The 22066-nt window shown below is 47.7% G+C and carries 21 protein-coding genes; 11 read left to right on the top strand and 10 right to left on the bottom strand.

Annotated elements, in window-relative coordinates; translation table 11 throughout:
* Positions 1 to 121 precede the first annotated feature (121 nt).
* Positions 122 to 667: a YniB family protein gene (locus RSC70_RS06325; RefSeq protein WP_046459579.1), complete on the top strand. Its 546-nt coding sequence runs from the start codon at positions 122 to 124 to the stop codon at positions 665 to 667.
* 68 nt (positions 668 to 735) lie between these two features.
* Here the strand turns inward: RSC70_RS06325 and RSC70_RS06320 are convergent, their stop codons facing one another.
* Together RSC70_RS06320 and ghoS are read right to left on the bottom strand one after the other, a co-directional pair.
* Positions 736 to 1608 (bottom strand): fructosamine kinase family protein, encoded by an 873-nt coding sequence (locus RSC70_RS06320; protein WP_149226544.1) that lies wholly within the window; start codon positions 1606 to 1608, stop codon positions 736 to 738.
* Positions 1609 to 1895: 287 nt separating this feature from the next.
* Positions 1896 to 2216 carry a type V toxin-antitoxin system endoribonuclease antitoxin GhoS gene (ghoS, locus tag RSC70_RS06315; protein ID WP_025801248.1) on the bottom strand — a complete coding sequence of 107 codons (321 nt, stop codon included), beginning with the start codon at positions 2214 to 2216 and terminating at the stop codon, positions 1896 to 1898.
* A gap of 169 nt (positions 2217 to 2385) precedes the next feature.
* Between ghoS and RSC70_RS06310 the strand changes: the two genes are divergently transcribed.
* From RSC70_RS06310 to RSC70_RS06300, 3 genes are all read left to right on the top strand, one after another.
* Positions 2386 to 3036, top strand: coding sequence for a transglycosylase SLT domain-containing protein (locus tag RSC70_RS06310; RefSeq protein ID WP_332542060.1), 651 nt, complete (start codon positions 2386 to 2388; stop codon positions 3034 to 3036).
* A gap of 903 nt (positions 3037 to 3939) precedes the next feature.
* Positions 3940 to 5223, top strand: coding sequence for an HAAAP family serine/threonine permease (locus RSC70_RS06305; protein ID WP_234618432.1), 1284 nt, complete (start codon positions 3940 to 3942; stop codon positions 5221 to 5223).
* A 183-nt stretch (positions 5224 to 5406) separates the two neighbouring features.
* On the top strand, positions 5407 to 6546 hold the full coding sequence (locus RSC70_RS06300) for an ABC transporter substrate-binding protein (RefSeq protein ID WP_332542059.1): 1140 nt from the start codon (positions 5407 to 5409) through the stop codon (positions 6544 to 6546).
* A 173-nt stretch (positions 6547 to 6719) separates the two neighbouring features.
* On the opposite strand, the gene RSC70_RS06295 is transcribed toward RSC70_RS06300, so the two are convergent.
* From RSC70_RS06295 to RSC70_RS06275, 5 genes are read right to left on the bottom strand one after another with little or no spacing between them, the layout of a single operon-like run.
* Positions 6720 to 7310, bottom strand: a complete 591-nt coding sequence (locus tag RSC70_RS06295; protein ID WP_332542058.1) for an ATP-binding cassette domain-containing protein — start codon at positions 7308 to 7310, stop codon at positions 6720 to 6722.
* Entirely contained in the window at positions 7310 to 8128 is an 819-nt protein-coding gene (locus RSC70_RS06290) for an ATP-binding cassette domain-containing protein (RefSeq protein WP_332542057.1), read from the bottom strand. The genes RSC70_RS06295 and RSC70_RS06290 overlap by 1 nt, the downstream gene beginning before the upstream one ends.
* Entirely contained in the window at positions 8128 to 8934 is an 807-nt protein-coding gene (locus RSC70_RS06285; protein WP_103010430.1) for an ABC transporter permease, read from the bottom strand. Before RSC70_RS06285 ends, RSC70_RS06290 begins: the two co-directional genes overlap by 1 nt.
* Positions 8934 to 9899 (bottom strand): ABC transporter permease, encoded by a 966-nt coding sequence (locus tag RSC70_RS06280; protein WP_332542065.1) that lies wholly within the window; start codon positions 9897 to 9899, stop codon positions 8934 to 8936. Before RSC70_RS06280 ends, RSC70_RS06285 begins: the two co-directional genes overlap by 1 nt.
* A gap of 44 nt (positions 9900 to 9943) precedes the next feature.
* On the bottom strand, positions 9944 to 11533 hold the full coding sequence (locus RSC70_RS06275; protein WP_332542056.1) for an ABC transporter substrate-binding protein: 1590 nt from the start codon (positions 11531 to 11533) through the stop codon (positions 9944 to 9946).
* A 294-nt stretch (positions 11534 to 11827) separates the two neighbouring features.
* Here RSC70_RS06275 and RSC70_RS06270 point away from each other — a divergent pair, with 294 nt between their 5' ends.
* A complete protein-coding gene (locus RSC70_RS06270; protein WP_040045017.1) occupies positions 11828 to 12217 on the top strand; it encodes a DUF805 domain-containing protein in 390 nt (129 codons plus the stop codon).
* A gap of 219 nt (positions 12218 to 12436) precedes the next feature.
* The gene (gene mrdA / locus RSC70_RS06265; RefSeq protein ID WP_332542055.1) at positions 12437 to 14350 is read left to right on the top strand and encodes a peptidoglycan DD-transpeptidase MrdA; all 1914 of its coding nucleotides are present in this window, start codon (positions 12437 to 12439) and stop codon (positions 14348 to 14350) included.
* 124 nt (positions 14351 to 14474) lie between these two features.
* Here mrdA and RSC70_RS06260 read toward each other — a convergent pair whose 3' ends face one another.
* Entirely contained in the window at positions 14475 to 14723 is a 249-nt protein-coding gene (locus RSC70_RS06260; RefSeq protein ID WP_025801259.1) for a DUF1480 family protein, read from the bottom strand.
* 314 nt (positions 14724 to 15037) lie between these two features.
* On the opposite strand from RSC70_RS06260, the gene RSC70_RS06255 reads away from it, so the two are divergent.
* Positions 15038 to 16096 (top strand): methyl-accepting chemotaxis protein, encoded by a 1059-nt coding sequence (locus RSC70_RS06255; protein WP_332542054.1) that lies wholly within the window; start codon positions 15038 to 15040, stop codon positions 16094 to 16096.
* Here the strand turns inward: RSC70_RS06255 and RSC70_RS06250 are convergent.
* Complete coding sequence (locus RSC70_RS06250) at positions 16093 to 16296, bottom strand: DUF1482 family protein (protein WP_025801261.1); 204 nt, start codon at positions 16294 to 16296, stop codon at positions 16093 to 16095. The genes RSC70_RS06255 and RSC70_RS06250 overlap by 4 nt on opposite strands.
* Before the next feature lie 130 nt (positions 16297 to 16426).
* Between RSC70_RS06250 and RSC70_RS21020 the strand changes: the two genes are divergently transcribed.
* Positions 16427 to 16672: a hypothetical protein gene (locus RSC70_RS21020; protein ID WP_063587215.1), complete on the top strand. Its 246-nt coding sequence runs from the start codon at positions 16427 to 16429 to the stop codon at positions 16670 to 16672.
* A gap of 519 nt (positions 16673 to 17191) precedes the next feature.
* On the opposite strand, the gene ompC is transcribed toward RSC70_RS21020, so the two are convergent.
* On the bottom strand, positions 17192 to 18340 hold the full coding sequence (ompC, locus tag RSC70_RS06240) for a porin OmpC (protein ID WP_025801263.1): 1149 nt from the start codon (positions 18338 to 18340) through the stop codon (positions 17192 to 17194).
* 948 nt (positions 18341 to 19288) lie between these two features.
* On the opposite strand from ompC, the gene thrS reads away from it, so the two are divergent.
* The 3 genes from thrS (at position 19289) to rpmI (ending at position 22060) form a co-directional block, all read left to right on the top strand.
* Positions 19289 to 21226 carry a threonine--tRNA ligase gene (gene thrS, locus RSC70_RS06235; RefSeq protein ID WP_040045013.1) on the top strand — a complete coding sequence of 646 codons (1938 nt, stop codon included), beginning with the start codon at positions 19289 to 19291 and terminating at the stop codon, positions 21224 to 21226.
* Positions 21222 to 21764, top strand: a complete 543-nt coding sequence (gene infC, locus RSC70_RS06230; protein ID WP_025801265.1) for a translation initiation factor IF-3 — start codon at positions 21222 to 21224, stop codon at positions 21762 to 21764. Before thrS ends, infC begins: the two co-directional genes overlap by 5 nt.
* A gap of 98 nt (positions 21765 to 21862) precedes the next feature.
* Positions 21863 to 22060, top strand: a complete 198-nt coding sequence (gene rpmI / locus RSC70_RS06225) for a 50S ribosomal protein L35 (RefSeq protein WP_025801266.1) — start codon at positions 21863 to 21865, stop codon at positions 22058 to 22060.
* The last annotated feature ends 6 nt before the right edge of the window (positions 22061 to 22066 follow it).

Here is a 22066-nt window from a genome sequence, read left to right as displayed (position 1 = left end):
GATTGCGGTAAGGGAAACAGCCACGTAAACTGCCGTTATTCAAGGCGATGATTGCGCATATATATCCGTCATATTTCAAGCTGCTTGAAGTATGTCGGGTATTTCAAATTAAGGGGATGGCATGACCTACCAACAAGCCGGTTGGGTTGCGGTGGCAAAACGGATATTCGGCTGGATAGTTTTTATTCCAGCGCTGCTTTCAACCACGGTGTCGATACTTAACTTTCTCTATCAGCATAGCCAAAAGCAAGAAGGGCTTAATGCCGTCATGCTAGATTTTGTGCATGTGATGATTGATATGGTGAAGTTTAATACTCACTTTCTGGATGTGTTCTGGTTCAATTCGCCGCAGCCGGTATTAGGACAGGGATTTACCGGTGGCAATATCATGTTTTGGATCATCTACTGGCTGATTTTCGTGGGGATGGCACTGCAAGCCTCGGGGGCTCGCATGTCACGACAGGTTCGCCATATTCGCGAAGGTATTGAAGACCAACTGATTCTGGAACAGATGAAAGGGGCAGAAGGGCATTCGCGTGAAGCATTAGAAAAACGCATTGTGCTGCCGCGTCATACCATTTTCCTCCAGTTTTTCCCTCTGTACATCTTGCCAATTATCGTAGCGGTGATCGGGTACTTTATTTTGAAGCTGCTTGGGCTGGTGTAACAATAATGTTTGTCGGCTAATAAAAAAGCTCACTTTAGGGTGAGCTTTTTTACAGGTAGGCAGAAAATCTATGCCACATCTTTCTCCATCAGACGATCAATCGCCTGAATAGCGGTTTCCAAATGTGGCCCTGCGAACAGGTTGCACATGTTTAGCTGATGATAGAGCTGATAAACGGGCTGACGCTCAATAAATGACGTCGGCAGCGGCCATACGTTTTGGTAACCGTCATAAATTTGGGCGGGCAGCAACGAGAATAGTGGCAGCATGGCTAAATCACATTCGCGGTCGCCCCAGTAGCAAGCAGGATCGAAAATCACCGGTCCTTGCGCACTGAGCCCCATATTCGCCGGCCAGAGATCGCCGTGCAGCAGCGAAGGCTGTGGCTGGTGGTTGTGTAAGCGCTGCTCAACGGCGCTCACGATGCTGTCGATATCGCCGAAATGAATGCCTTTTTCCGCCGCGAGTTGTAGCTGCCAGCCGATACGTTGCTCAGAAAAGAATTTAGCCCAGCGACGTTGCCAAGTATTCGGCTGTGGGGAAGTGGAAAGGTGGTTGTCGTAATCAAAACCAAACTGAGGCTGTTCGCTCCACTGATGCAAGCGTGCGAGCTGCTGACCAAATAGATAGGCATTGTGCGCATCAAGCGGACGCACCGGCAAATACTCCAGAAGCAAAAAACTGGCCTCACGCGTAGCACCCACGCCATAAACCTGCGGGGTCTTTACCGTATGGCTGCGCGCCAAGCACGCTAACTGATCGGCCTCAGCTTTAAAATCTTGTAGGAAGTCGGGGGTATCACATTTGATAAAAACCTGACGTTCACCGTCGCTAACACACCACGCCTGATGTACTTCGCCGCCAGGAAGTTCACGTTTTTCGCGGATTATAAAGGTTTGGTCAAAGTGTCCGCTTAATAACTGACTTACAGCTTGCCACATGGTGTACCCCCTATATACCCGCCGTATTTCAAGTTGCTGAGCCAGCGTATCGAGAGACGCTCAAGTTTGCTGCCTCACCATAACTCAAACTATTTTGGGTAGCGTTCGTGAATAGTCTATTTCCCTGTGAATCATTCATGCACTCGAATGTTCTAGGGCATATATATAGGTGAACATGGTTATGTGATGCTATTTTGACCGTAACCGTTGCGCTGATGAACGTAAAGAACAAAAAAGAACAATCAGCCAATTTCTGTTAATTAGTTGATCTAAAATAAAATGGGCAGCTAATGCTGCCCTTTAGATGGATTCCTTGTTGCCCAAAGCTGGGTGAAATATTCGTCGCGTAAAACGGCTTCCACTTCGGGTTCTTGGCCTAGCGCCACTTTTCCTAACGCCTGAGCAAGACGCTCAACGTCACTTTTATCTTGCAGGCTGGTAATCGCGTAGCTATTAGGCCCCAATTCATGGGGAATACCGTCAGAATCAGCGACGGTAGTCGCAAATCCCTCCAGCATGAGTTGGTTGTTCAGCTTGGCGGTTTCCGCAAGATCGGCCTGCGGATAACTAAAGGTCACTACATAGCAAGCAATAGCCGATTGACTCATGGAGTACCTCGATTGGTGCATTTAACTGAATAATCATAGCCTATAAATAGACGAAAAATGTGTGTAAAAGGGTGAATTGAGCAACAAATCGTAAAAATCAACTAGCCAAAGACCTTTTTTTTCTGGCAACATCCACAACGGACCAACATACGCAGAGGATCTCGCAACGGTGAAGAAACGAATCAGTTGCATGTTGGCGGTATTGCTTTTGGCTGGGTGTGCGAAAGAGCAAACACCGCCTCAAACAGTGAAGTTAAACGTCAACAATAATGCTCGCGGTAGTTTTTTAGATGCACGAACGCCACCTGAAGGAGAGTTTGGAACTTACATCCGAACGGCCTCAAACAGTTATGGCATTGATGAAACCTTAATAAAGGCCATTATTAAGGTTGAGTCAGGAGGGAATCCTCACGCAGTCAGTACATCTAATGCCATCGGGCTGATGCAGTTAAAAGCTTCAACGGCAGGTAAGGATGCTTACCGCAAGAAGGGACGAGGCGGGCAACCAACGTCACGTGAGTTAAAAGATCCTGCGGTAAATATTGATTTAGGCACTGCCTATCTGAATATCTTGCAGAATCAGCAGTTAGCCGGAATATCAAACCCTAAGACCATGCGCTATGCGATGATCGTGTCGTACGCCAACGGAGCAGGGGCCATGTTGAGGACGTTCTCGCCAAATCGTAAAGTGGCGATCGACAAAATCAACAGCATGACACCGGAAGCGTTTTATCAGCATATCCAGAAACGACATCCGGCAGCGCAGGCTCCGCGTTATCTGTGGAAGGTGAACACCGCGTATCTCGCGATGGTGCAATAAAAGCGCGTTCAAGCAGTACATCAGGCCATGTCCTGACTGTGGTTAGCCCTTATAAGGCTGTAGGTTAACCACAGTCATCTCCCTCTTCCCCTCTGCGCCATTGAAACCACAGCTGTGTTGCCTGCATTCGCTCGCTCAACAAATCTGCCTGGAGCAGATTTGAACGCAGTTTACTGCGGCCCGAAGGGTGAAGCCCATGGATGGGCTGAATAATCACTGACTAATGTCAGCTCATTGGGACTCACTCATTTGCCGCCTTGCTGTGATTCCAATGGCTTTGAGGGCTTTCATACTGAATCCACAGTCGCGTTGGCTGTATTCACTCGCCCAAGTCACTGACTAATGTCAGCTCATTGGGACTCACTCATTTGCCGCCTTGCTGTGATTCCAATGGCTTTGAGGGCTTTCGTATTGAAACCACAGCAGCGTTGGCAGCATTCACTTGCCCAAGTCACTGACTAATGTCAGCTCATTGAGACTCACTCATTTGCTGCCTTGCTGTGATTCCAATGGCTTTGAGGGCTTTCATACTGAATCCACAGCTGTGTTGGCTGCATTCACTCGACTGAATAATCACTGACTCATAACGGTTAATCGTGATGCGAATAGCCACGATTTCTGCGGTTTTTTGTGCTGTAAAATTCAACTTTTGTGACTTTTTTATCAAAATTCTTTATCCTTCTCTCCGCACTTATTCCGCAATCGTTTTGCTTTTTTGATAACTCATTGTTTTTAAACGTTCTTAGAACTAATGGGTATCGCATGCGGAATTGAACTCTGTGCTTCCTGCGCGATATGGCCTTAGGCCAGCTCATAACAGCGATCTACAAAAGTGCAGGACACATTTGGGCAGAACAGGATGTCTGCGTTGGCCCACGTTTCACAAAGAAGGTAAGTGAATTAATGAGTATTATTTCCCCTGATGCTGGTCGGGTAGAGACAGATCGCCCGTCCAAGTGGAATAAAACAGACACAGTCTGGATGTTTGGGCTTTATGCCACGGCGGTTGGCGCGGGTACGCTATTTTTACCTATCAACGCCGGTTTGAACGGCCCGTTAGTCTTGATCTTGATGGCGATTTTGGCTTATCCGTTAACCTATTTGCCGCATCGCGCACTAAGCCGTTTTGTATTATCAGGCTCCAGCCGCGACGGTGATATTACCGATGTGGTTGAAGAGCATTTCGGCATTTTGGCGGGTAAAGCCATCATGGTGCTGTATTTGCTGGCCTTTTTCCCGATTGTTTTGGTGTACAGCATCTCCATTACCAATGCGCTGGAAAGCTTCTTGATAAACCAGTTCCACGTTACGCCGCCGCCCAGGATCTGGTTGAGCCTTGGTGTCGTCGCGGCGCTGAGTTTGATCCTGCGCACCGGTAAAGAGACGATTGTCGCGGCAATGGGAGTTTTGGTCTTCCCATTGATTGTGTTCCTGCTGGGTATTTCTCTCTATCTGATCCCATATTGGCATGTGTCCGCATTTTTCTCTGGCCTGCAGCAGACGTCGGTGAGCGATCCTCAGCTCTGGCGTTCATTATGGCTAGCGGTTCCGGTGATGGTGTTCTCATTTAGCCATGCGCCGATCATCTCCTCGTTCTCTTCCACACAAAAGGGATTGTACGGTGAGGGGGCCGAGCGTCGCTGTGCGCGCATCATGCGCTATAGCTACATGATGATTTGCGTCAGCATTTTATTCTTTGTCTTCAGCTGTGTGATGAGCCTGTCACATGCTGAAATGCTGGCGGCACGCGATGAAAATATTACCGTATTGTCGAGTTTGGCGAATAAATTCTCAAATCCATTGATCGCCTATTTAGGACCGGTGATGGCGATTTTGGCGATGTCGAAATCCTATTTGGGAACTTCGCTGGGTGTGACCGAAGGTGCTACCAGCTTGATTGACGGTGCATTCCGTACCGTGGGTAAGAAAGTGTCGTCCAGCGTGACTCACAAGATTTCCGCGGTGCTGTTGTTTGCGGTGACGTGGTTGGTGACGTTCTTGAACCCAAGCGCGCTGCATATCATTGAAACCATCAGTGGGCCACTGATTGCGGTTATCCTGTTCATTCTGCCAATTTATGCCATTCATAAAGTGCCAGCGATGAAAAAATACCGTTCAATCACCAATCCCTTTGTGTTGATTATGGGGCTGATCGCATTGTCGGCGCTGGTCTACAGCCTGATCTGATAATACGGAAAGGCTAAAACGAAAAGCCGTGCTGTGAAGCGCGGCTTTTTTGTTTTTATCGAGTCTATTCATACTTAGAAAAGCATTTCGTTTGTAATTGCGGGAAAGATTCTTTATTTTTACGTGCAAATAAAACTTATTATCATTACCAATTGGCCGTTTTGGTCACATAAGGAGAGCTTTATGGCACGTTCTTTCAATCGTTTAGCGCTGATATGCGCGCTGGCGGTATCAGCCCCCGTTATGGCAACGACTTATCCTCTGACCATTACCGATACATCCGGCCAGCGTATTACCTTACAGCATGAGCCGAAGCGTATTGTGGTACAGGACGGGCGTGACATCATGACGCTGGCGTTGCTCGATCGTGCCGATCCCTTTAGCCGCATTGTGGCGTGGAATAACTTGCTGAAAAAAAGCGATCCCGAAACCCTAGCGGTGCTGAACCAAAAGTGGCCGGGGGAGGCAGATAAAATTCCTGATATGGGCTTTAGCGATAAGGGCGAGGTGAATTTAGAAAGCGTGATTGCACGTAAACCTGACCTAATGATTGCTCAACTGCGTGCCAAGCCCGCGCTAGCCGATACCGGTGTGTTGAAACAGCTGGCGGCGCTGAACGTTCCGGTTGTTTTCGTAGATACTTTTTTGCAGCCTATCGCCAATACGCCTAAAAGCATTCAGTTGTTAGGTGAAGTGCTTAATCGCGAACAGGAAGCGAAAGAGTACACCGATTTTTATCAGCAGCATTTGCAGGCGATTACGTCGATAACCGCCAAAGTCACGCCAAAACCGCGCGTGTTTGTTGAGGCAAAAGCGGGCGTGGGCGGGGCGGAAGCGTGCTGCTTTACCCATGCGCACGTTGGTTTTGGCGGTATGGTTGAGGCGATTGGCGCGGAGAACCTCGGGTCTGGATTATTACCGGGCGCAACCGGTGAAATCTCCATGGAGAAGGTGATCAGCCTGAAGCCAGATGTTTACGTGGTTTCCGGCGCTCGCTGGAAAAATAAAGACAGCATTGCCATTCCATTCGGTTACGGTGTCACGCAGCAGCAGGTGGATGAACGTTTTGGCCAGTTGAAAGCGCGCAACGGTTTCAATCAAATAAAAGCGGTGCAGGAAAACCACCTGTATGGCTTGTACCACAACTTCTATAACCATCCTTACAACATCGTAGGATTGGATTATTTAGCCAAATTCATTTATCCGCAGCAGTTTACCGACCTTGAGCCTGCGCAAACCTACCGTACTATCATTGCGAAATTCACGCAGATCCCACAGGCCGACGCCGTTTTCGGTGCACAGGCTCCAGTGAATAAAAAATAAGTTGTAAGGTTCATGGTGTTGTTTACCGGAGTCTTATTTTAGGGAGAGCACACCGATGGGGTCGTAGCGGCGTAAGCCGCCTGAGCGCCCCGCGGTGTGCTAGGCCCGTGTATCTCGGTCGTATAAACAAACGATGTGGGTCGAGTTTTGGTGTTTTTATCCATCACCAATCACTACGCTATCACCTCGACGCGCGTACAAATCTGATCCAACAATGCCCGCTGATGGCTAAAAATAATCATGCTCAGCGGACGCTGCTGCGATTCAACTATCAGTTGTTGCCAAATATCCCGTTGGATATGGGGATCGAGCTGCGCGGTAACCTCATCGGCGATTAATACCCGCGTGCGGGGATCTAACGCTCTTAACAGCGCGATGCGCGCCAGTTCGCCGCCAGAAAGTTGGTCGGGCTTACGGGTTAACCATTCAGCTTTAACATGAAAACGCGAAAGCTGTTCTGCGTTTGGGTTCCAAGCATCGTGCAATGCCTGCCCCGTGGTGCGATAAGGGTTGAACGTCAGTTCAGGATGTTGAGGAACGAGCTGAACGGGGCAATATCCCCTGAGCGGTAACGCTGCATCGTCAAGCGTAATGCTCCCTTGCTGGTAAGGCTGCCAGCCAGCTAATACGCGCCCTAAGGTTGTTTTCCCATAGCCGCTGGGGGCTGAAATTCCCACCCGTTCACCGGTAGATACGTTAAGCGAAAAGTCATGCCATAGCTGGCGCTTATCTTGTTCTATGCAGAGTGCTGAAATACGAAACATCAAACGCGCCTCATTTTACCCGCGGTGAAGTCATCAGCGGTGGTGTGTGGGAATAACGGATGGTGTTCGGGCTGAGCAAACCAGTGTTTCTGTAGCGTCGGGCTGCCGAGCCCGTTTTTTAGATCGTCGGTCGTGATGTCATCGCTGACCCGTCCTTCGTTCAGGGCAACGATACGATCGGCGAAGCGAGCGGCTAATGACAAATCGTGAGTCACCCATAAAACACCGGCGCCTTGTGCACTCAGATCGCGTAGCTGTTGCAGAAGCTGGCAGGCCAGCGGTTCGTCGAGCCACGCGGTGATTTCATCGGCTAAAATATAGTGAGCGCCGCCCAAGGCGGCATTACAGGCAAGGACACGCTTGGCCATTCCGCCAGATAGTTGACGAGGATATTTCAGCAAAACGTCGGCTTGCAGCTGGTAATGCTTAATTTGCTGTTCGAGAGCAAGCGCACAGGTATGGCTGCCGCTCAGATACAAACTGCGAGAAAGTTGGCTGCCAACGTTAAGCAGTGGATTGAGGGAGCTCACGCCCTGTGGCACGTAACACAAGGTGTTACCGCGTAACTTTTGGCATTGCTGCGCATTCAATACGTCGCCGTTTAAGCGAATATCGCCGCGTTTGCGCAGGTTCTGCGGCAATAACGCCAAGGCACTTTGCAGCAGTAAACTTTTTCCTTCACCGCTGCTGCCGACCAGCGCGACCACTTCGCCACGGCGTAGCGTAAGATTAATATCGCTCAGAATAGGCGACCATTTTTTACGTCCAAGCCAGCTATAGCGAGCACTTTCGATAGTCACGTTGTCGAAATTCAGCATCATTGATTCCTTAGCCATAGCTGTTGAATCGCGCGGGCGCATTGATCAAACAACAACACGATCAGCAGCAGAATTAGCCCCGGAAACACCGCCAGCCACCAGCAACCGTTGCTGAGAAAACGCAGTGCGTCAGACAACAAAATACCTAACGAAGGCTCATGCGGCGCTAGGCCGAAGCCGAGAAAGCTCAGCGCCGCGCTGTGTAATACCGCATGCGGAAACATCAATAGCGTGCCGACAAACCATTGAGGCGCCAGAGCAGGCAAATAGTGCGCTCGCCAACAATACCAGCGGCTATTGCCCAAGCGCTGGGCGAGAGTCATATAGTCGCTGGTGCGGATTCGCTGTGCTTCGGCGCGTAGAATTAATGACAGTTTAGGCCAATGTGTTAATGCCACGGCCAAAATTACGCCGTGTTTGCCACCGCCAACGGTAAAGCAGATGAGTATTAATAACAGCAGATGCGGCAGCGACAGCAGGGTATCGACGATCAGCCGCAGCATGTGATCGAGCGCTGGATGGATCAGTGTCAGGCTGGCAACTAGCATGGCGATGATCCCGCTACACAGCGCAGCGCCGATGCCTATTTGTAGGCTAGTTAAAGCCCCCTGAAAACAGCGCAGCCACAGATCGCGCCCCAGATTATCAGTGCCAAACCAGTGTGCGGCGCTAGGTGCCTGATAGCGTGCCAGCAGATCCAACGGAATATCCGACGAGAGCAATGAAATCCCGTACACCGTGAGCGTCACCAGCACGAGGGCTGAAAGCACAAAGCGTAACAGTGACGGAGCGGGGTTATGCAGCATCATTGACGCTCCAAAATGCGGTTCATTCTTGCCAATAGCATTGCGGCTAACGTATTTCCGCCAAAGACCAACAGGGTGCTGAATAATACGATGCCCATCAACAAAGGAATATCTCCGCGCAGGCCTGCATCAATCGTGGCTTGCCCCAGTCCGGGGTAGGCAAAGATCTTTTCTGCCAGCAGAGAACCGCCGAGCAGTTCACCTACCGAGGCAAATTGGAGACACAGCGCGGGCGTCAGCGCATGACGAAATACCTGAATACGTAACAGCGACCAACCTGAATCACCTTGCGCCTGAGCGTAGCGCACGAAGTCGCTGTGCATCACTTCGGCGACTTTCTCGCGGGTATGCAATGCGATCTGTCCCAAGCCCATCAGACTGAGCGCGATCATAGGCAAAATTAGGTGGCGAATGCGTTCAACGATCGTTGCATCCTGTGCGCTGCTGCCCGGTTCCCAAGCGCAGCATACGGGAAACCACGGCCAGTGGACGGCGAAAACAACCAGCAGTAAAAGTCCAACCCAAAAGGTGGGTAGCGATGACAATAGATAGCTGATGCGGCAAATCAGGCGATCGGGCCAACGGTTGAGATAATGACCAGCGCTAAAGCCTAGCAGCATGCCTACAACACCGGATAACAGCCATGAACTTGCCAACAAAGCAAAAGAGGTGGCGAATCGTTCACCGATCACGTCGGCTACCGGCGCGTTATACAGCATCGAATAGCCAAGATCGCCGTGTAGCACCTGTGAGAACCAGTGCCAAAAACGCAGCCACAGTGGTTGGTCTAACCCCCAACGGGCGGCAATCAGCGGATATTGCTGAGGTGGAACATGCAACAAATCATTGCCGATATAGGCACGAATGGGATCGATGGGGGAAAAACTGAGCAGCGTGAACGTGCCTGCCGACACCAGCGTCAGCAGGCAAGCTAAACGAAATAGGGTATACGCAGCCTGACGCAAACCGCGTGAGCGAGAGAGTGTCAGGCTGAGATCGGCCAAGCGTCTTAGTGGCACGTCCACTTCCAATCTTGCAGGTTATTGAGAACAGACCAACTGCCGTGAATTTCCGGTGCCGCTTTACCTAAATCAACGCAAGGGTTTGCCAAGTAAGTATGCTGCACGTTCAGCAACCAAGCCCAAGCCGCATCGCCTTGTACGCCCGCGCCCGTTTTGCCATCCCATTCAACCTGTTGCCAGAACGGTACTGCTTTTTGCCACGTTGGCGCATCGAGCGCCTGCTGAAGGTGTTGATCGACGATCTTGTTATTGTAATAACCTGGATTGTAGTACTCCACGCCGGCCGCTTTGCTGCTGTAATGGTGATACAGCTCCATCGGATCTAGGCTTCCCCAGCCAAATAGCGTTGGGTTTGCATGCATATTGCGTTCGACGGTTTCCCAACTGCCAGATTGTAAATCCATTTTGATACCGAGCGGTTGAAGCATGGAACGGACGGCCTGCGCCAGATCGCGGCGGGTGCTGTCGCCGCTGGTGTACCACAGGGTTAATTCGGCTTTCTGACCATTTTTCACCCGCACGCCGTCACTGCCGACTTTCCAGCCGGCGTCGTCTAAAATTTGCTTGGCTTTGGCAATATCGCCGTCTTTAAACGCTGCGGCTTTGCTGTCCCACGGTAATCCTTGAACCGCACTGTATGCAGGGATCGCATGGCCTTCCATCAGTTGGTCAGCAAGCAGTTGGCGGTTAATGGCGTAGTTGATGGCACGGCGAATCGCAACATCAGCGGTAATGTTGTTGCCAATCGGGTAGCCATTGGCATCTTTTTTCCCAGCAGGCGTGGTAGGGAATACGATGCCACGGTTTTCTACACTTGGCCGAACCCACAGCTTCAGACCGTTTTGCCCGCTCACTGACATAGATGGCGCAATACGTACCAAGCCAAGCTGACCGCTTTGTGCTGCCGCATAGGCGCTGTCTTCATCTAAAAAGACAAAAACTAATTTATTGAAATCATTTTTGTGACCGGCGTAATACGGGTTCGCTTCAACTATGAGTTGTTGACCCGGTTCAAAGCTAACCAGTCGATAAGGCCCTGCACCGATAGGCTTTTGTGCGTAGGTTTTAGCATCATATTTTTCTGCAGAAACAATGCCCAGTGAACCTAATACGTTAACGAAAGTGCTTTGCGGTGCGGAGAGCGTAATTTCTATGCGACGTGAATCTAAGGCTTTTGCTGAAGCAAAGTTGCCCATGTCGATCTTGCCACCGCCGCGTGCGGCTTGGTTGTAGGTGAAGGCGACATCTTTGGCCGTGAGCGGTGAGCCGTCAGAGAATTTTAAGTCCGGCTTTAGCGTTAGCGTCCACGTTTTACCATCCTCGCTGTTAGTGACTTTTTCGGTCAGAAGGTTATCCCAGCTAAGATCGGCTTTTTGTTTCAGCAACGGGCTATGTAACAGCAAGTAGCTGCCGTGGCTCCAGCCAAGTAGCGGATCAAAACCTTCAGTAGGTTCTTCACCAATAGCCAGTTTAAGCGTGTGCTGCACGGCTGGCTGTGCGTCGGCGTGAGAGAGAAGTGGCAGTGCGCCAAAAATGAAGGCGAGAGCGTAGGGTAGCGCTTTGAGTTTTAGTGACATGTGGATTCCTGATCATCCCATTATTTTTTGTATGACATAAAACGCAGGGATTTATAGCAGACGCCTATCTGTGCAAACATGATTTGTGTCAACTCGATCCGGCAAAGTATGCACTTTTTACTTTTTTTGCATACTTTACGCATGGTCTGATTTTTTTTGCGCTCATTTAGCTTACATTTCTGGCTGAAATGTTTGTGACGAGACATAATTGATTGTTATCAATATACGGAATTATCACTTGATGGCATGACTACAATCAGGTGAGGTTTATGGCTCTGAATAAAAGGAAGAACGATGGATTGGTATCTTAAGGTTCTGAAGAACTATTTCAATTTTCGTGACCGCGCTAGACGTAGAGAATATTGGTGGTTCGTACTGATAAACGCCATCATTACTATTCTATTGGGGTTTGTACAGGACGCATTAGGCTGGAGCAATGAGAGTGGCGAAGGCGTGCTGACCGTGGTGTATGGCCTGCTGCTAATTATTCCGTCTATTGCGGTTATGGTTCGTCGTTTGCACGACACCGACCGTAGCGGCTGGTGGGTGTTGATCGGTCTTATCCCGATCGTTGGCTGGTTTGTGTTGTTTATCTTCGCCGTCTTTGATAGCCAGCCAGGTAGCAACCGTTTCGGTGCTAACCCAAAAGATGTTGCAGCGCCAACGTCGTCGATTATTAGTTAGTTGCTTCATCAACGGCCTCGTTCGCAGGCCGTTTTTTCCTTTACTGAGTTCAAATACTTCTGTCTTGTCACATCTCACGAATATATTCACATTCTGAAACAATGATGATGACTCATTAGCATCACCGTGGTTTCACTCGCTTCCGATTGCGTTTAGCCTTAGCGTCCCTTTAGTTATTGAGTGAATCCGACAGGTCGTTTTGCACCTGTATGCCCAGTCATGAGCCGTTTGCCAGAGCCATTTCGCGATCACAGTGCTGAAGAGACGCTGTTTATCCGCCGTTCAATTATTGCCGCGGTGATGGTTGTGCTGCTATTCGGCGTATTAGTGTTCAATCTGTATCATCTTCAGGTAGAAGAGCACGAACAGTACCAAACACGCTCGAACGCCAACGACATTAAAACCCTGCCCATTGCGCCGGTACGCGGGTTGATTTATGACCGCAACGGAACGCCTTTAGTAGAAAACCAAACGCTGTATCAAATTGAACTGATTCCGGGGAAAGTCGCTAACTTAGACCAAACGATCAAAGCGCTGACGCCGATAGTGGATTTAACGCCGGATGATATTAATAACTTCCATGAGGCGATGAAGTCCTCTCGACGTTTTGCTGAAGTCCCCCTTAAAGAAGCGCTGACCGATGTTGAAGTCGCGCGTTTTTCTGTCAATGAATTTGAATTTCCCGGCGTGTCGATTAGCAGCTACCAGCAGCGTTACTATCCTTACGGCGCTGAGCTAGCCCACGTTGTTGGCTATGTTTCAAAGATTAACGATCGTGATGCCAAACGCTTGAATGAGGCCGGTGAAGGTGAAAACTATGCGGCCGATCACGACATCGGTAAGCAGGGGATCGAACGTTATTACGAGACACAACTGCACGGCACCACGGGATCGCAGGAGGTTGAGGTTGATAGCCATGGCCGCGTGGTGCGCGAGCTCACCGAAACCCCGCCGCAGGCCGGAAAGAATATCTATCTGACGATAGATCTTCCTCTCCAGCAATATATTGAGAAGCTGCTGAAAGGGCAGCGCGCCGCCGTGGTGGTGATGGATCCGCGCGACGGCGGCATTTTGGCGATGGTTTCTAGCCCAAGCTATGACCCGAACCCTTTTGTGAACGGTATATCGTATAAGTCTTATCAGGCGTTGCTTGATAATCCTGATTTACCGCTGATTAACCGTGTCACTCAAGGGATTTATCCGCCTGCATCCACGGTGAAACCGTTCATGGCTACATCGGCACTCTTTGCCGGCGTTATCACGCCGCAGACCACGTTTTTTGGTCAACCTACGTGGGTGCTTCCCGGTACTAATCGGCATTATCGCGACTGGCTGAAAACCGGCCACGGCATGTTAAATGTGACCAAGGCGATTGAAGAATCAGCGGATACGTTTTTCTATCAGGTGGCCTATGAGATGGGGATCGATCGCATTCATGAATGGCTGAGCAAATTTGGTTACGGGCAATATTCCGGCATCGATTTAATGGAACAGGCAAAAGGCGTTTTGCCCGATAGAGCCTGGAAACAGAAAGTTCATAAAAAAATGTGGTACCAAGGCGATACGATTTCTGTGGGCATTGGACAAGGCTATTGGACTGCAACGCCGATTCAGATGGTTAAGGCGCTAAGCACGCTCATCAACGATGGTACAACGAAAACGCCGCATTTGATGTATTCGATGAAACAAGGAAACCACGTTGAGCGTTATCAGCAGGAGGAGCACACGCAGGTGGCCGATCCAAAATCGCCGATCTGGGGTATTGTGAAAAAAGGTATGTTTGGAATGGCAAACTATCCTAATGGCACTGGCTACAAGTATTTCCACACTGCGCCTTATGAAATTGCGGCGAAGTCAGGTACCTCTCAGGTATTTGGGCTGAAACAAGATCAGGTTTATAACGCCAAAATGATCCCCGTGAAGCTGCGCGATCATATCTTCTACACGGCGTTTGCGCCGTATTCAAATCCTAAGGTCGCGATTGCCGTTATTTTGGAAAATGGTGGGGGAAATGGTGTCTCCGCAGCGCCGACAACGCGCGCAATTCTGGATTATATCTTTGCTAAAACTAAACCCGTAGAGCCGCCGGTGTTGCCTACGCTTGATGCTTCTCAGCTACGTGATGCGCATTAACTTTTTAAGCATTAACTATTCAAAATGGACTGCATTTCCAATTTTTCGCGAGCTCGCTGATACACCTAGACGCTGATACACCTAGACAAGGTTATCAAACTTATCCTTGTCTAGGGCTTCCCCATTATGCAAAACGCATAACCCAAGCGTCGCTCTGGCGATCGTAATGGTTGCGGTAAAGCAGCGCGTTTTTGCCATCTAACAGTGCGGGAACGGTGGTTTGCTCATCCCAGCCGTCAAGCTGCATGCAAAGATCGGTGTTTGACTTGCAGGGAATGCTGAGTGTGTGGCTCTTCAATTGACTATCTGGCGTTTTTGACAGCTCTGCATCTTCCACTTCAAAAATCCCGATTCGAACGAATGATTTTCCCATAACTTCTCTCCTGATTGATTCATATGCGTGTGCGGGTACCAGATGGCCCGTTATTTAGCATAGAAGGGGATAAGTTTTTTTCCACATCGAAACGGAATTCATTTCCATTTTAATTTTTTACATCGCATTAACTCTCTATTTTTACTCGCTTTATACGTCACATAAAAAATACAAAATTTTTACCAAAACATAATAACCATAAATATTGAGTGGCTTATGCCGATAACGCTTTATGCCATACAGATCGGCTAAGTGTTATTGAATTGCCATGCCAGGTGGCTTGGTATATCCAAGATAAGGAGAGGGTTTAGGCAATGTATACGCAATTAAAGCGATGGTTTGGGTATAAACAGGAACGACTCTTAACGCAGAAACCAGCCGCGTTGGCTACAACGGAGAAATTTGTAGCAATAGATCCTCAGGAACCCGTGCAGAAGTCATATGGCGAATTGCTATGTCATAGTTTTCTTTCGGGTATTGGCGCAATAGAAATTATTCGAGATTCGTTGCTGCACTCCAGTCAAAGCTTAATGCAAGAATTAGTGACTGTTGATGAGCTTAACCATAAGAATGAGCAGGCACGCGAGGGAATGGGGCGGCTTTCTGAATTGGTGAATCTTATTGAACAGCATTCTGGTGAGAGTATCGGCTACATTGACGAACTGACTGCTGTGCTTAAAGGGATTAATAACAATATTGATGCCATTAATAAGCTCTCGAAACAGACCAATCTGCTGGCGATCAACTCCGCCATCGAGGCTGCCCATGTTGGCGGGCGAGGGGCTGGATTCTCTGTTATTGCAAAAGAAATCAAACAACTCTCTTCGGAAATTCAGCTTCAGGCGGGAAATATAACCGCTCTGACTCAGGATATTAATCAGCATGCGAAGAGCGTGAGTGCTAGCGTTGGGGAAAATAATCAGTCCACTCATGATATTCGCCACGCGACGGAACAGGCTTGCCAGATGTTGCAGCAGGTTATTGAGCTTTCAGCCCACATGCAGGAAATCATTCGCTTTATCGCGACCCAACAGTTTCTGAATACGGTTAAGCTCGATCACGTCATTTGGAAAGTCAAAGTGTATGAACTGATCTTGCATCGTGATGAGGTTGCAGAAGTTAACAGCCATACAGATTGCCGCTTAGGAAAATGGTTCTATGGAGATGCAGGGCGGGAGTTTTCTCACCTTAGCAGCTTTGCGCAGCTTGAAGCACCGCACGCTGAGGTGCATCGTTCAGGGCGAGAAGCATTAGTGGCATTTAGGGCGGGCGATGATGAACGTTTAAAAATGAGTTTAGCTACTATGGAACACGCCAGCACGTTAGTCATTAAGCGTATAGATGAACTTTTGCTGCAAATCGGCCCACATTAGAACAGGCGAGGGAAGTCAGCAGCGCGGGTTGCTGGCTGCCAAAAATCGTCCAGTACATTTTCAAGCGGGATACATCCGCCGCGTTGAATTCGCTGCACATTCATTTCGCGCACACATTGTTCTTCAGTATCAAAACCACCAAGGTACAAATTTTCACAGGGGCCGTTGAGATAGCAGACCATCATCACGAGTGCGTACATAACAAACCTTAATTCATTCCGTGGTATTCATTTAGGCATTTTTTAATTCTACCCAACGAGTTTTTTATTTTCTCGCCTGATGGCTAATCTGAGATAAATCTTATAAAAACTGAGGTGATTTTGCTCTGAAATGACTTATCTCGTCGCTGCAATAATAAATAGCAGCATTCCAAGCCTCATCATGCGTCACATAAACGCCCAAAACAGCAACACGATGGGAAAGCTCATGGGCCACGTTAGCCCAATCAGTATCGCGGTAAAGATCCTGATTTTAAGCGAGGGGTCAGCACAGGCCTTGAAAGTGAGTAATGCGGAAATGACTGAGCCGATCAAATACACCGTTTTTATAAAGGCCCATGCTGCTGGATACATCTAATTACCTTGGTTTGTGAAGTTGGCTATTGAACTCAAAAAAACAATGTGCTGCGAGTGAAGACAAACGCTTCAATCGAAACATAAAAAGGGAGTGCTGAGATATCGAAAACTAACGTGAGGTAGTGTAACAAATTATGACTAGAAAAACATCGAGTTCTAAACTGAGACATAAAATCGAAACTTAACAGTGCTGTTCATTTATTTATACATGTAATAAATAAAAATGATTTTATTATAATTGTCATGCAGTAAAAATGAATACCCATGCGTAATGCATCCTTAAACCTTTTAATACCTATGGGTTATTATATTGAGGTCATGCTCATATGCGCCGATACTGCTTATCTCTACAACGTTTGTTTCTATTTTTATATGGATGCTGGTTTTTCTTTAGCGATGTAGATTGTGTATTTTTAAATTTTACTTATCTCCGGTTTAAAATAAAAAAAGCCCAGCAGAACGCTGGGCTAAAGGCTGTTAATAACTAATATATTATTTTTTATTGATCATGATGCTGCGTTTAGAACTGGTAAACAATCCCCAATGCAACGGTATCATCCGTATCAATACCCGCTGAACGAGTAAAGTCGTTATCATCGATCATGTTAATTTTATAATCGACATAGGTAGACATGTTTTTATTAAAGAAGTAGGTTGCACCAATATCGATAAAGTTAACCAATTTCTGATCGCCATAATCGCGAGATGCGCCATTGCTGCCTAGGTCTTTACCTTCAACATAGTTCCAGCCGACGAAAGGTTGCAAGCCGAAATCAAAGGTATAACCGGTATACATTTCTACGCCTTGCGCTTTGTTTGCGTAGCCGTAGGCTTCGTTATGGTCGTTAGAATTACCGAAACGAATGGCGTTATAGGATTGCGTATAGTTTGCTGCTGCATAATAGCCGCTGTTTTCGTATTTCACGCCCACAGTATAAGCTTCGGCTTTATCGCCATTACCCATAATATCATTATAGCGACCACCTTTACCGCCGCTATTCTGATCGTTTGTGCGGTCAGATTGGAAGTAGGCGCCACCGAGGCTAAAGCCATAGCCGAGATCGTAAGAGAGTGATAAACCGTAACCATCACCATTTTGGCTTAATACATCACGGCCATCTTTGTTTTCAGTTGGGTCGTCATTTTTACCTTGATACTGAATACCGAAGTTCAAGCCATCGACCAAGCCGAAGAAATCGCGGTTATGGTAGGTTAACACGCCGCCAGCACGTTGAAACATGAAGTTGTCAGCGCCAACGGTGCTCCCGTCGAACTCAGGCTGCATATCGGTCCAAGCCATAATGTCGTAAATAATCCCCGAATTACGACCATAGTCTAAAGAGCCATAATCCCCGAATTTTAGGCCCGCGAAACCGAAACGGCTAAAGTTTCTATTATCTTCGCCTTCAGTGTGGTTTAGGTTCGCTTGATACTCCCACATGCCATAGCCGGTCAGCATATCCGTAATTTGTGTTTCACCGCTGAAGCCGCCACGCACATAGGAATGATCGCCATCGGCATTATCGTTATCTGAAATATAGTGAAGGCCATCGACCTTGAAATGTAAGTCGAGTTTATTGCCATCTTTATTATAAATTTCTGCGGCATGGGCGGTTCCTGCTAATGCCATTAATGTTGGTATTACCACTGCGAGAACTTTGCGTTTCATTTTATTTTCCTTAATCTTTTTTATTGCATTGATGCCAATTGCTTTTTTTTATACTCAACAATATTCGAACATTTTAATGAACTAAATAAGCCAAGTGCTGTCGATATTGTCGGCTTTACTGAAAGAGTAAAAGCGCAAAAAATGCGAAATTAGATAAAAGTTTAAATATGATAACTCTCACTTAATTGATTTACATACGTAAAGATCTAGCTTTTGAACTATATCGTTAATGACCGTTAATATTTTTATTGGCTTAGGCACATTTTGTTAATTTGATTCCTTGTTATAGGAATACTATTTTTAGGCCACTGCATGCCAATGCAGATTACGTAATATGTCTTAATATAGATATTCATTCTTTACATTGTTTTTATTGCCGGGGTGCCTCCCGGCGCTTTATTTTATATTCCAAGACTAATAAATACACAACTCCTCCAACCTTATCTAATCGTATATATTAATTACCCGTGCGTTATTTTTATTTGGCAGCATAAATATGCATCCAGATTGCTACTGGTGCATTAGTTTTCGGCCTATGTGCAACTGTGCAACTGTGTAACAGGCTTATCGGAATTTGATGGCGCTGTGCGTACGTAGTTGTACAGAGCGCTATCTATGTGAATTATCATGCGGTGTGATCTGTTTGAAAAATTTGGAAATGTCTTTTCTTTAACCGTCAGTTATTTGATCTAACGTAACATTTACCGAGGGGAGAGCAGGTAAGAATCGTTGGGTAGCCGTGTTTTTGTTTAACCCATTCTCTGTGGGTGTTAATATCGGCGGTAGTGGGTGTGAGTATTCAGGGGTGCATAGCGTTTTATGTATCACGCTGCGTACAGATCTTGCAAAGTACAGCAGGATGGCGCCCATAAAACGATGATTTTAAATACAAATTGTTTTCTATATGTGGCCTGTCGTGTGGGTCACCACTGTAGATAAGGAATATAAATGCCTGTTATTACACTTCCTGACGGTAGTCAGCGCCAGTTCGACAAACCTGTATCCGTAATGGATATTGCTATGGATATCGGACCTGGCTTGGCGAAAGCCTGCATTGCGGGTCGCGTTAACGGTGAGCTGGTTGATGCTTGCGATCCGATTACACAAGACGCCAGTGTTTCCATCATTACCGCAAAAGATCAGGAAGGCTTAGAAATTATTCGCCATTCCTGCGCGCATCTTTTGGGTCATGCGATCAAACAACTGTGGCCGAACACTAAAATGGCCATTGGCCCAGTGATCGACAACGGTTTCTACTACGATGTAGACCTTGACCATACCCTGACGCAGGAAGATCTTGAACTGCTCGACAAGCGTATGCATGAGCTGGCAGATAAAGATTACGACGTGATTAAGAAAAAAGTGAGCTGGCAAGAAGCCCGTGACGCTTTTGAAGCACGTCAGGAACCATATAAAGTGGCGATTCTGGATGAGAACATCAGTCGTGATGACCAACCAGGTTTGTATCACCACGAAGAATATATCGACATGTGCCGTGGTCCGCACGTGCCGAATATGCGTTTCTGCCATCATTTCAAACTGCAGAAGTCGTCTGGTGCCTATTGGCGCGGCGATAGCAATAATACCGTTTTACAGCGTATCTACGGCACCGCATGGGCAGATAAAAAGCAGTTAAATGCTTATCTGCAACGTTTGGAAGAAGCCGCAAAACGCGACCATCGTAAGATCGGCAAGCAGCTCGACCTGTACCATATGCAGGAAGAAGCGCCGGGTATGGTGTTCTGGCATAACGATGGCTGGACTATCTTCCGCGAGTTGGAAGCGTTCGTGCGCGTTAAACTGAAAGAATATGATTATCAGGAAGTAAAAGGTCCGTTCATGATGGACCGCGTACTGTGGGAAAAAACAGGACACTGGGAGAACTACAAAGATGCAATGTTCACCACGTCTTCTGAAAACCGCGAGTACTGCATCAAACCAATGAACTGCCCAGGTCACGTTCAGATCTTCAACCAAGGTCTGAAATCTTATCGTGATTTACCATTGCGTATGGGTGAGTTCGGTAGCTGTCATCGTAATGAGCCTTCGGGTTCACTGCATGGACTGATGCGCGTGCGTGGATTCACTCAGGATGATGCGCATATTTTTTGTACTGAAGAGCAGATCCGCGATGAAGTTAACAGCTGTATCAAGATGGTATACGACATGTATAGCATCTTCGGCTTTGAAAAAATCGTGGTGAAACTGTCTACTCGTCCAGAAAAACGTATTGGTAGTGATGAAGTTTGGGATCGTGCGGAAGAAGACTTGGCCGAAGCGCTGAAAGAAAACGGTATTCCGTTTGAATATCAGCCGGGTGAGGGCGCTTTCTACGGACCTAAGATTGAGTTTACTCTGCATGACTGTTTGGATCGTGCATGGCAATGTGGTACTGTGCAGCTCGACTTCTCGTTACCAGGCCGTTTAAACGCGTCTTATGTGGGTGAAAACAACGAACGTTTAGTTCCGGTGATGATTCACCGTGCTATTCTTGGTTCGATGGAACGCTTCATCGGTATCCTGACTGAAGAGTATGCTGGGTTCTACCCAACTTGGCTCGCACCAGTACAGGTTCAGGTGATGAATATCACCGACGCACAGGCTGATTATGTCGATGAATTAACCAAAAAGCTGCAAGCTGCTGGTATTCGTGCAAAATCAGACTTGAGAAACGAGAAGATAGGCTTTAAAATCCGCGAACACACTTTACGTCGTGTCCCATACATGTTGGTTTGTGGCGACAAAGAGGTCGAATCTGGCAAAGTAGCCGTTCGTACCCGCCGCGGCAAAGACCTGGGAACCATGGATGTAAATGAAGTGATCGAAAAGCTGCAAAAAGAGATTCGCAGCCGTAGTCTTCACCAATTAGAGGAATCGAGTTATTAAAGGCGGAAAAAGAGTTCAACCGGCGCGTCCTAATCGCATCAACAGAGAAATTCGCGCCCAAGAGGTTCGCTTAACAGGCGTTGATGGCGAGCAGATTGGTATTGTCAGTCTGAATGAAGCTTTGGAAAAGGCTGAGGAAGCGGGTGTTGATTTAGTAGAAATCAGCCCAAATGCCGAGCCGCCAGTTTGTCGAATCATGGATTACGGCAAATTCCTCTATGAGAAGAGTAAGGCCACCAAAGAACAGAAGAAGAAGCAAAAGATTGTTCAGGTTAAGGAAATCAAATTCCGACCTGGAACCGACGATGGCGACTACCAGGTAAAACTCCGCAGCCTGGTTCGCTTTCTGGAAGATGGCGATAAAGCCAAAATCACTCTGCGTTTCCGTGGACGTGAAATGGCGCACCAACAGATCGGTATGGAAGTGCTTAACCGCGTGAAAGAAGATCTGAGTGAACTGGCAGTAGTCGAATCCTTCCCTACGAAGATCGAAGGCCGCCAGATGATCATGGTGCTCGCACCTAAGAAGAAACAGTAAGGCTCTCAAGTAATACTGCCAGCGATGGATTTCGGTCTGTCGCTGGCGTTATTCGCCTCACTGATTCATGTAATTAACAATGCGAAGTGGAAATCGAAATGCCAAAGATTAAAACTGTGCGTGGCGCTGCCAAGCGCTTCAAAAAGACCGCCGGTGGTGGTTTTAAGCGTAAACATGCTAACCTGCGTCATATTCTGACCAAAAAATCTACTAAGCGTAAGCGTCATCTGCGTCCAAAAGGTCTGGTTTCCAAAGGGGATCTGGGCTTGGTCGTAGCGTGCTTGCCGTACGCATAAGTAAAC

It is taken from the genome of Hafnia sp. (assembly GCF_036648275.1).
Lineage (GTDB): Bacteria > Pseudomonadota > Gammaproteobacteria > Enterobacterales > Enterobacteriaceae > Hafnia > Hafnia alvei.
This window is presented reverse-complemented; position numbering and strand designations above follow the sequence as displayed.

Excerpts from the sequence above, each read along its gene's own strand:
- RSC70_RS06325 (WP_046459579.1), top strand. The coding sequence starts at position 122 with ATGACCTACCAACAAGCCGGTTGGGTTGCGGTGGCAAAACGGATATTC.
- RSC70_RS06320 (WP_149226544.1), bottom strand. The coding sequence starts at position 1,608 with ATGTGGCAAGCTGTAAGTCAGTTATTAAGCGGACACTTTGACCAAACC.
- ghoS (WP_025801248.1), bottom strand. The coding sequence starts at position 2,216 with ATGAGTCAATCGGCTATTGCTTGCTATGTAGTGACCTTTAGTTATCCG.
- RSC70_RS06305 (WP_234618432.1), top strand. The coding sequence starts at position 3,940 with ATGAGTATTATTTCCCCTGATGCTGGTCGGGTAGAGACAGATCGCCCG.
- RSC70_RS06300 (WP_332542059.1), top strand. The coding sequence starts at position 5,407 with ATGGCACGTTCTTTCAATCGTTTAGCGCTGATATGCGCGCTGGCGGTA.
- RSC70_RS06295 (WP_332542058.1), bottom strand. The coding sequence starts at position 7,310 with ATGTTTCGTATTTCAGCACTCTGCATAGAACAAGATAAGCGCCAGCTA.
- RSC70_RS06290 (WP_332542057.1), bottom strand. The coding sequence starts at position 8,128 with ATGCTGAATTTCGACAACGTGACTATCGAAAGTGCTCGCTATAGCTGG.
- RSC70_RS06285 (WP_103010430.1), bottom strand. The coding sequence starts at position 8,934 with ATGCTGCATAACCCCGCTCCGTCACTGTTACGCTTTGTGCTTTCAGCC.
- RSC70_RS06275 (WP_332542056.1), bottom strand. The coding sequence starts at position 11,533 with ATGTCACTAAAACTCAAAGCGCTACCCTACGCTCTCGCCTTCATTTTT.
- RSC70_RS06270 (WP_040045017.1), top strand. The coding sequence starts at position 11,828 with ATGGATTGGTATCTTAAGGTTCTGAAGAACTATTTCAATTTTCGTGAC.
- mrdA (WP_332542055.1), top strand. The coding sequence starts at position 12,437 with ATGAGCCGTTTGCCAGAGCCATTTCGCGATCACAGTGCTGAAGAGACG.
- RSC70_RS06260 (WP_025801259.1), bottom strand. The coding sequence starts at position 14,723 with ATGGGAAAATCATTCGTTCGAATCGGGATTTTTGAAGTGGAAGATGCA.
- RSC70_RS06255 (WP_332542054.1), top strand. The coding sequence starts at position 15,038 with ATGTATACGCAATTAAAGCGATGGTTTGGGTATAAACAGGAACGACTC.
- RSC70_RS06250 (WP_025801261.1), bottom strand. The coding sequence starts at position 16,296 with ATGTACGCACTCGTGATGATGGTCTGCTATCTCAACGGCCCCTGTGAA.
- RSC70_RS21020 (WP_063587215.1), top strand. The coding sequence starts at position 16,427 with ATGACTTATCTCGTCGCTGCAATAATAAATAGCAGCATTCCAAGCCTC.
- ompC (WP_025801263.1), bottom strand. The coding sequence starts at position 18,340 with ATGAAACGCAAAGTTCTCGCAGTGGTAATACCAACATTAATGGCATTA.
- thrS (WP_040045013.1), top strand. The coding sequence starts at position 19,289 with ATGCCTGTTATTACACTTCCTGACGGTAGTCAGCGCCAGTTCGACAAA.
- rpmI (WP_025801266.1), top strand. The coding sequence starts at position 21,863 with ATGCCAAAGATTAAAACTGTGCGTGGCGCTGCCAAGCGCTTCAAAAAG.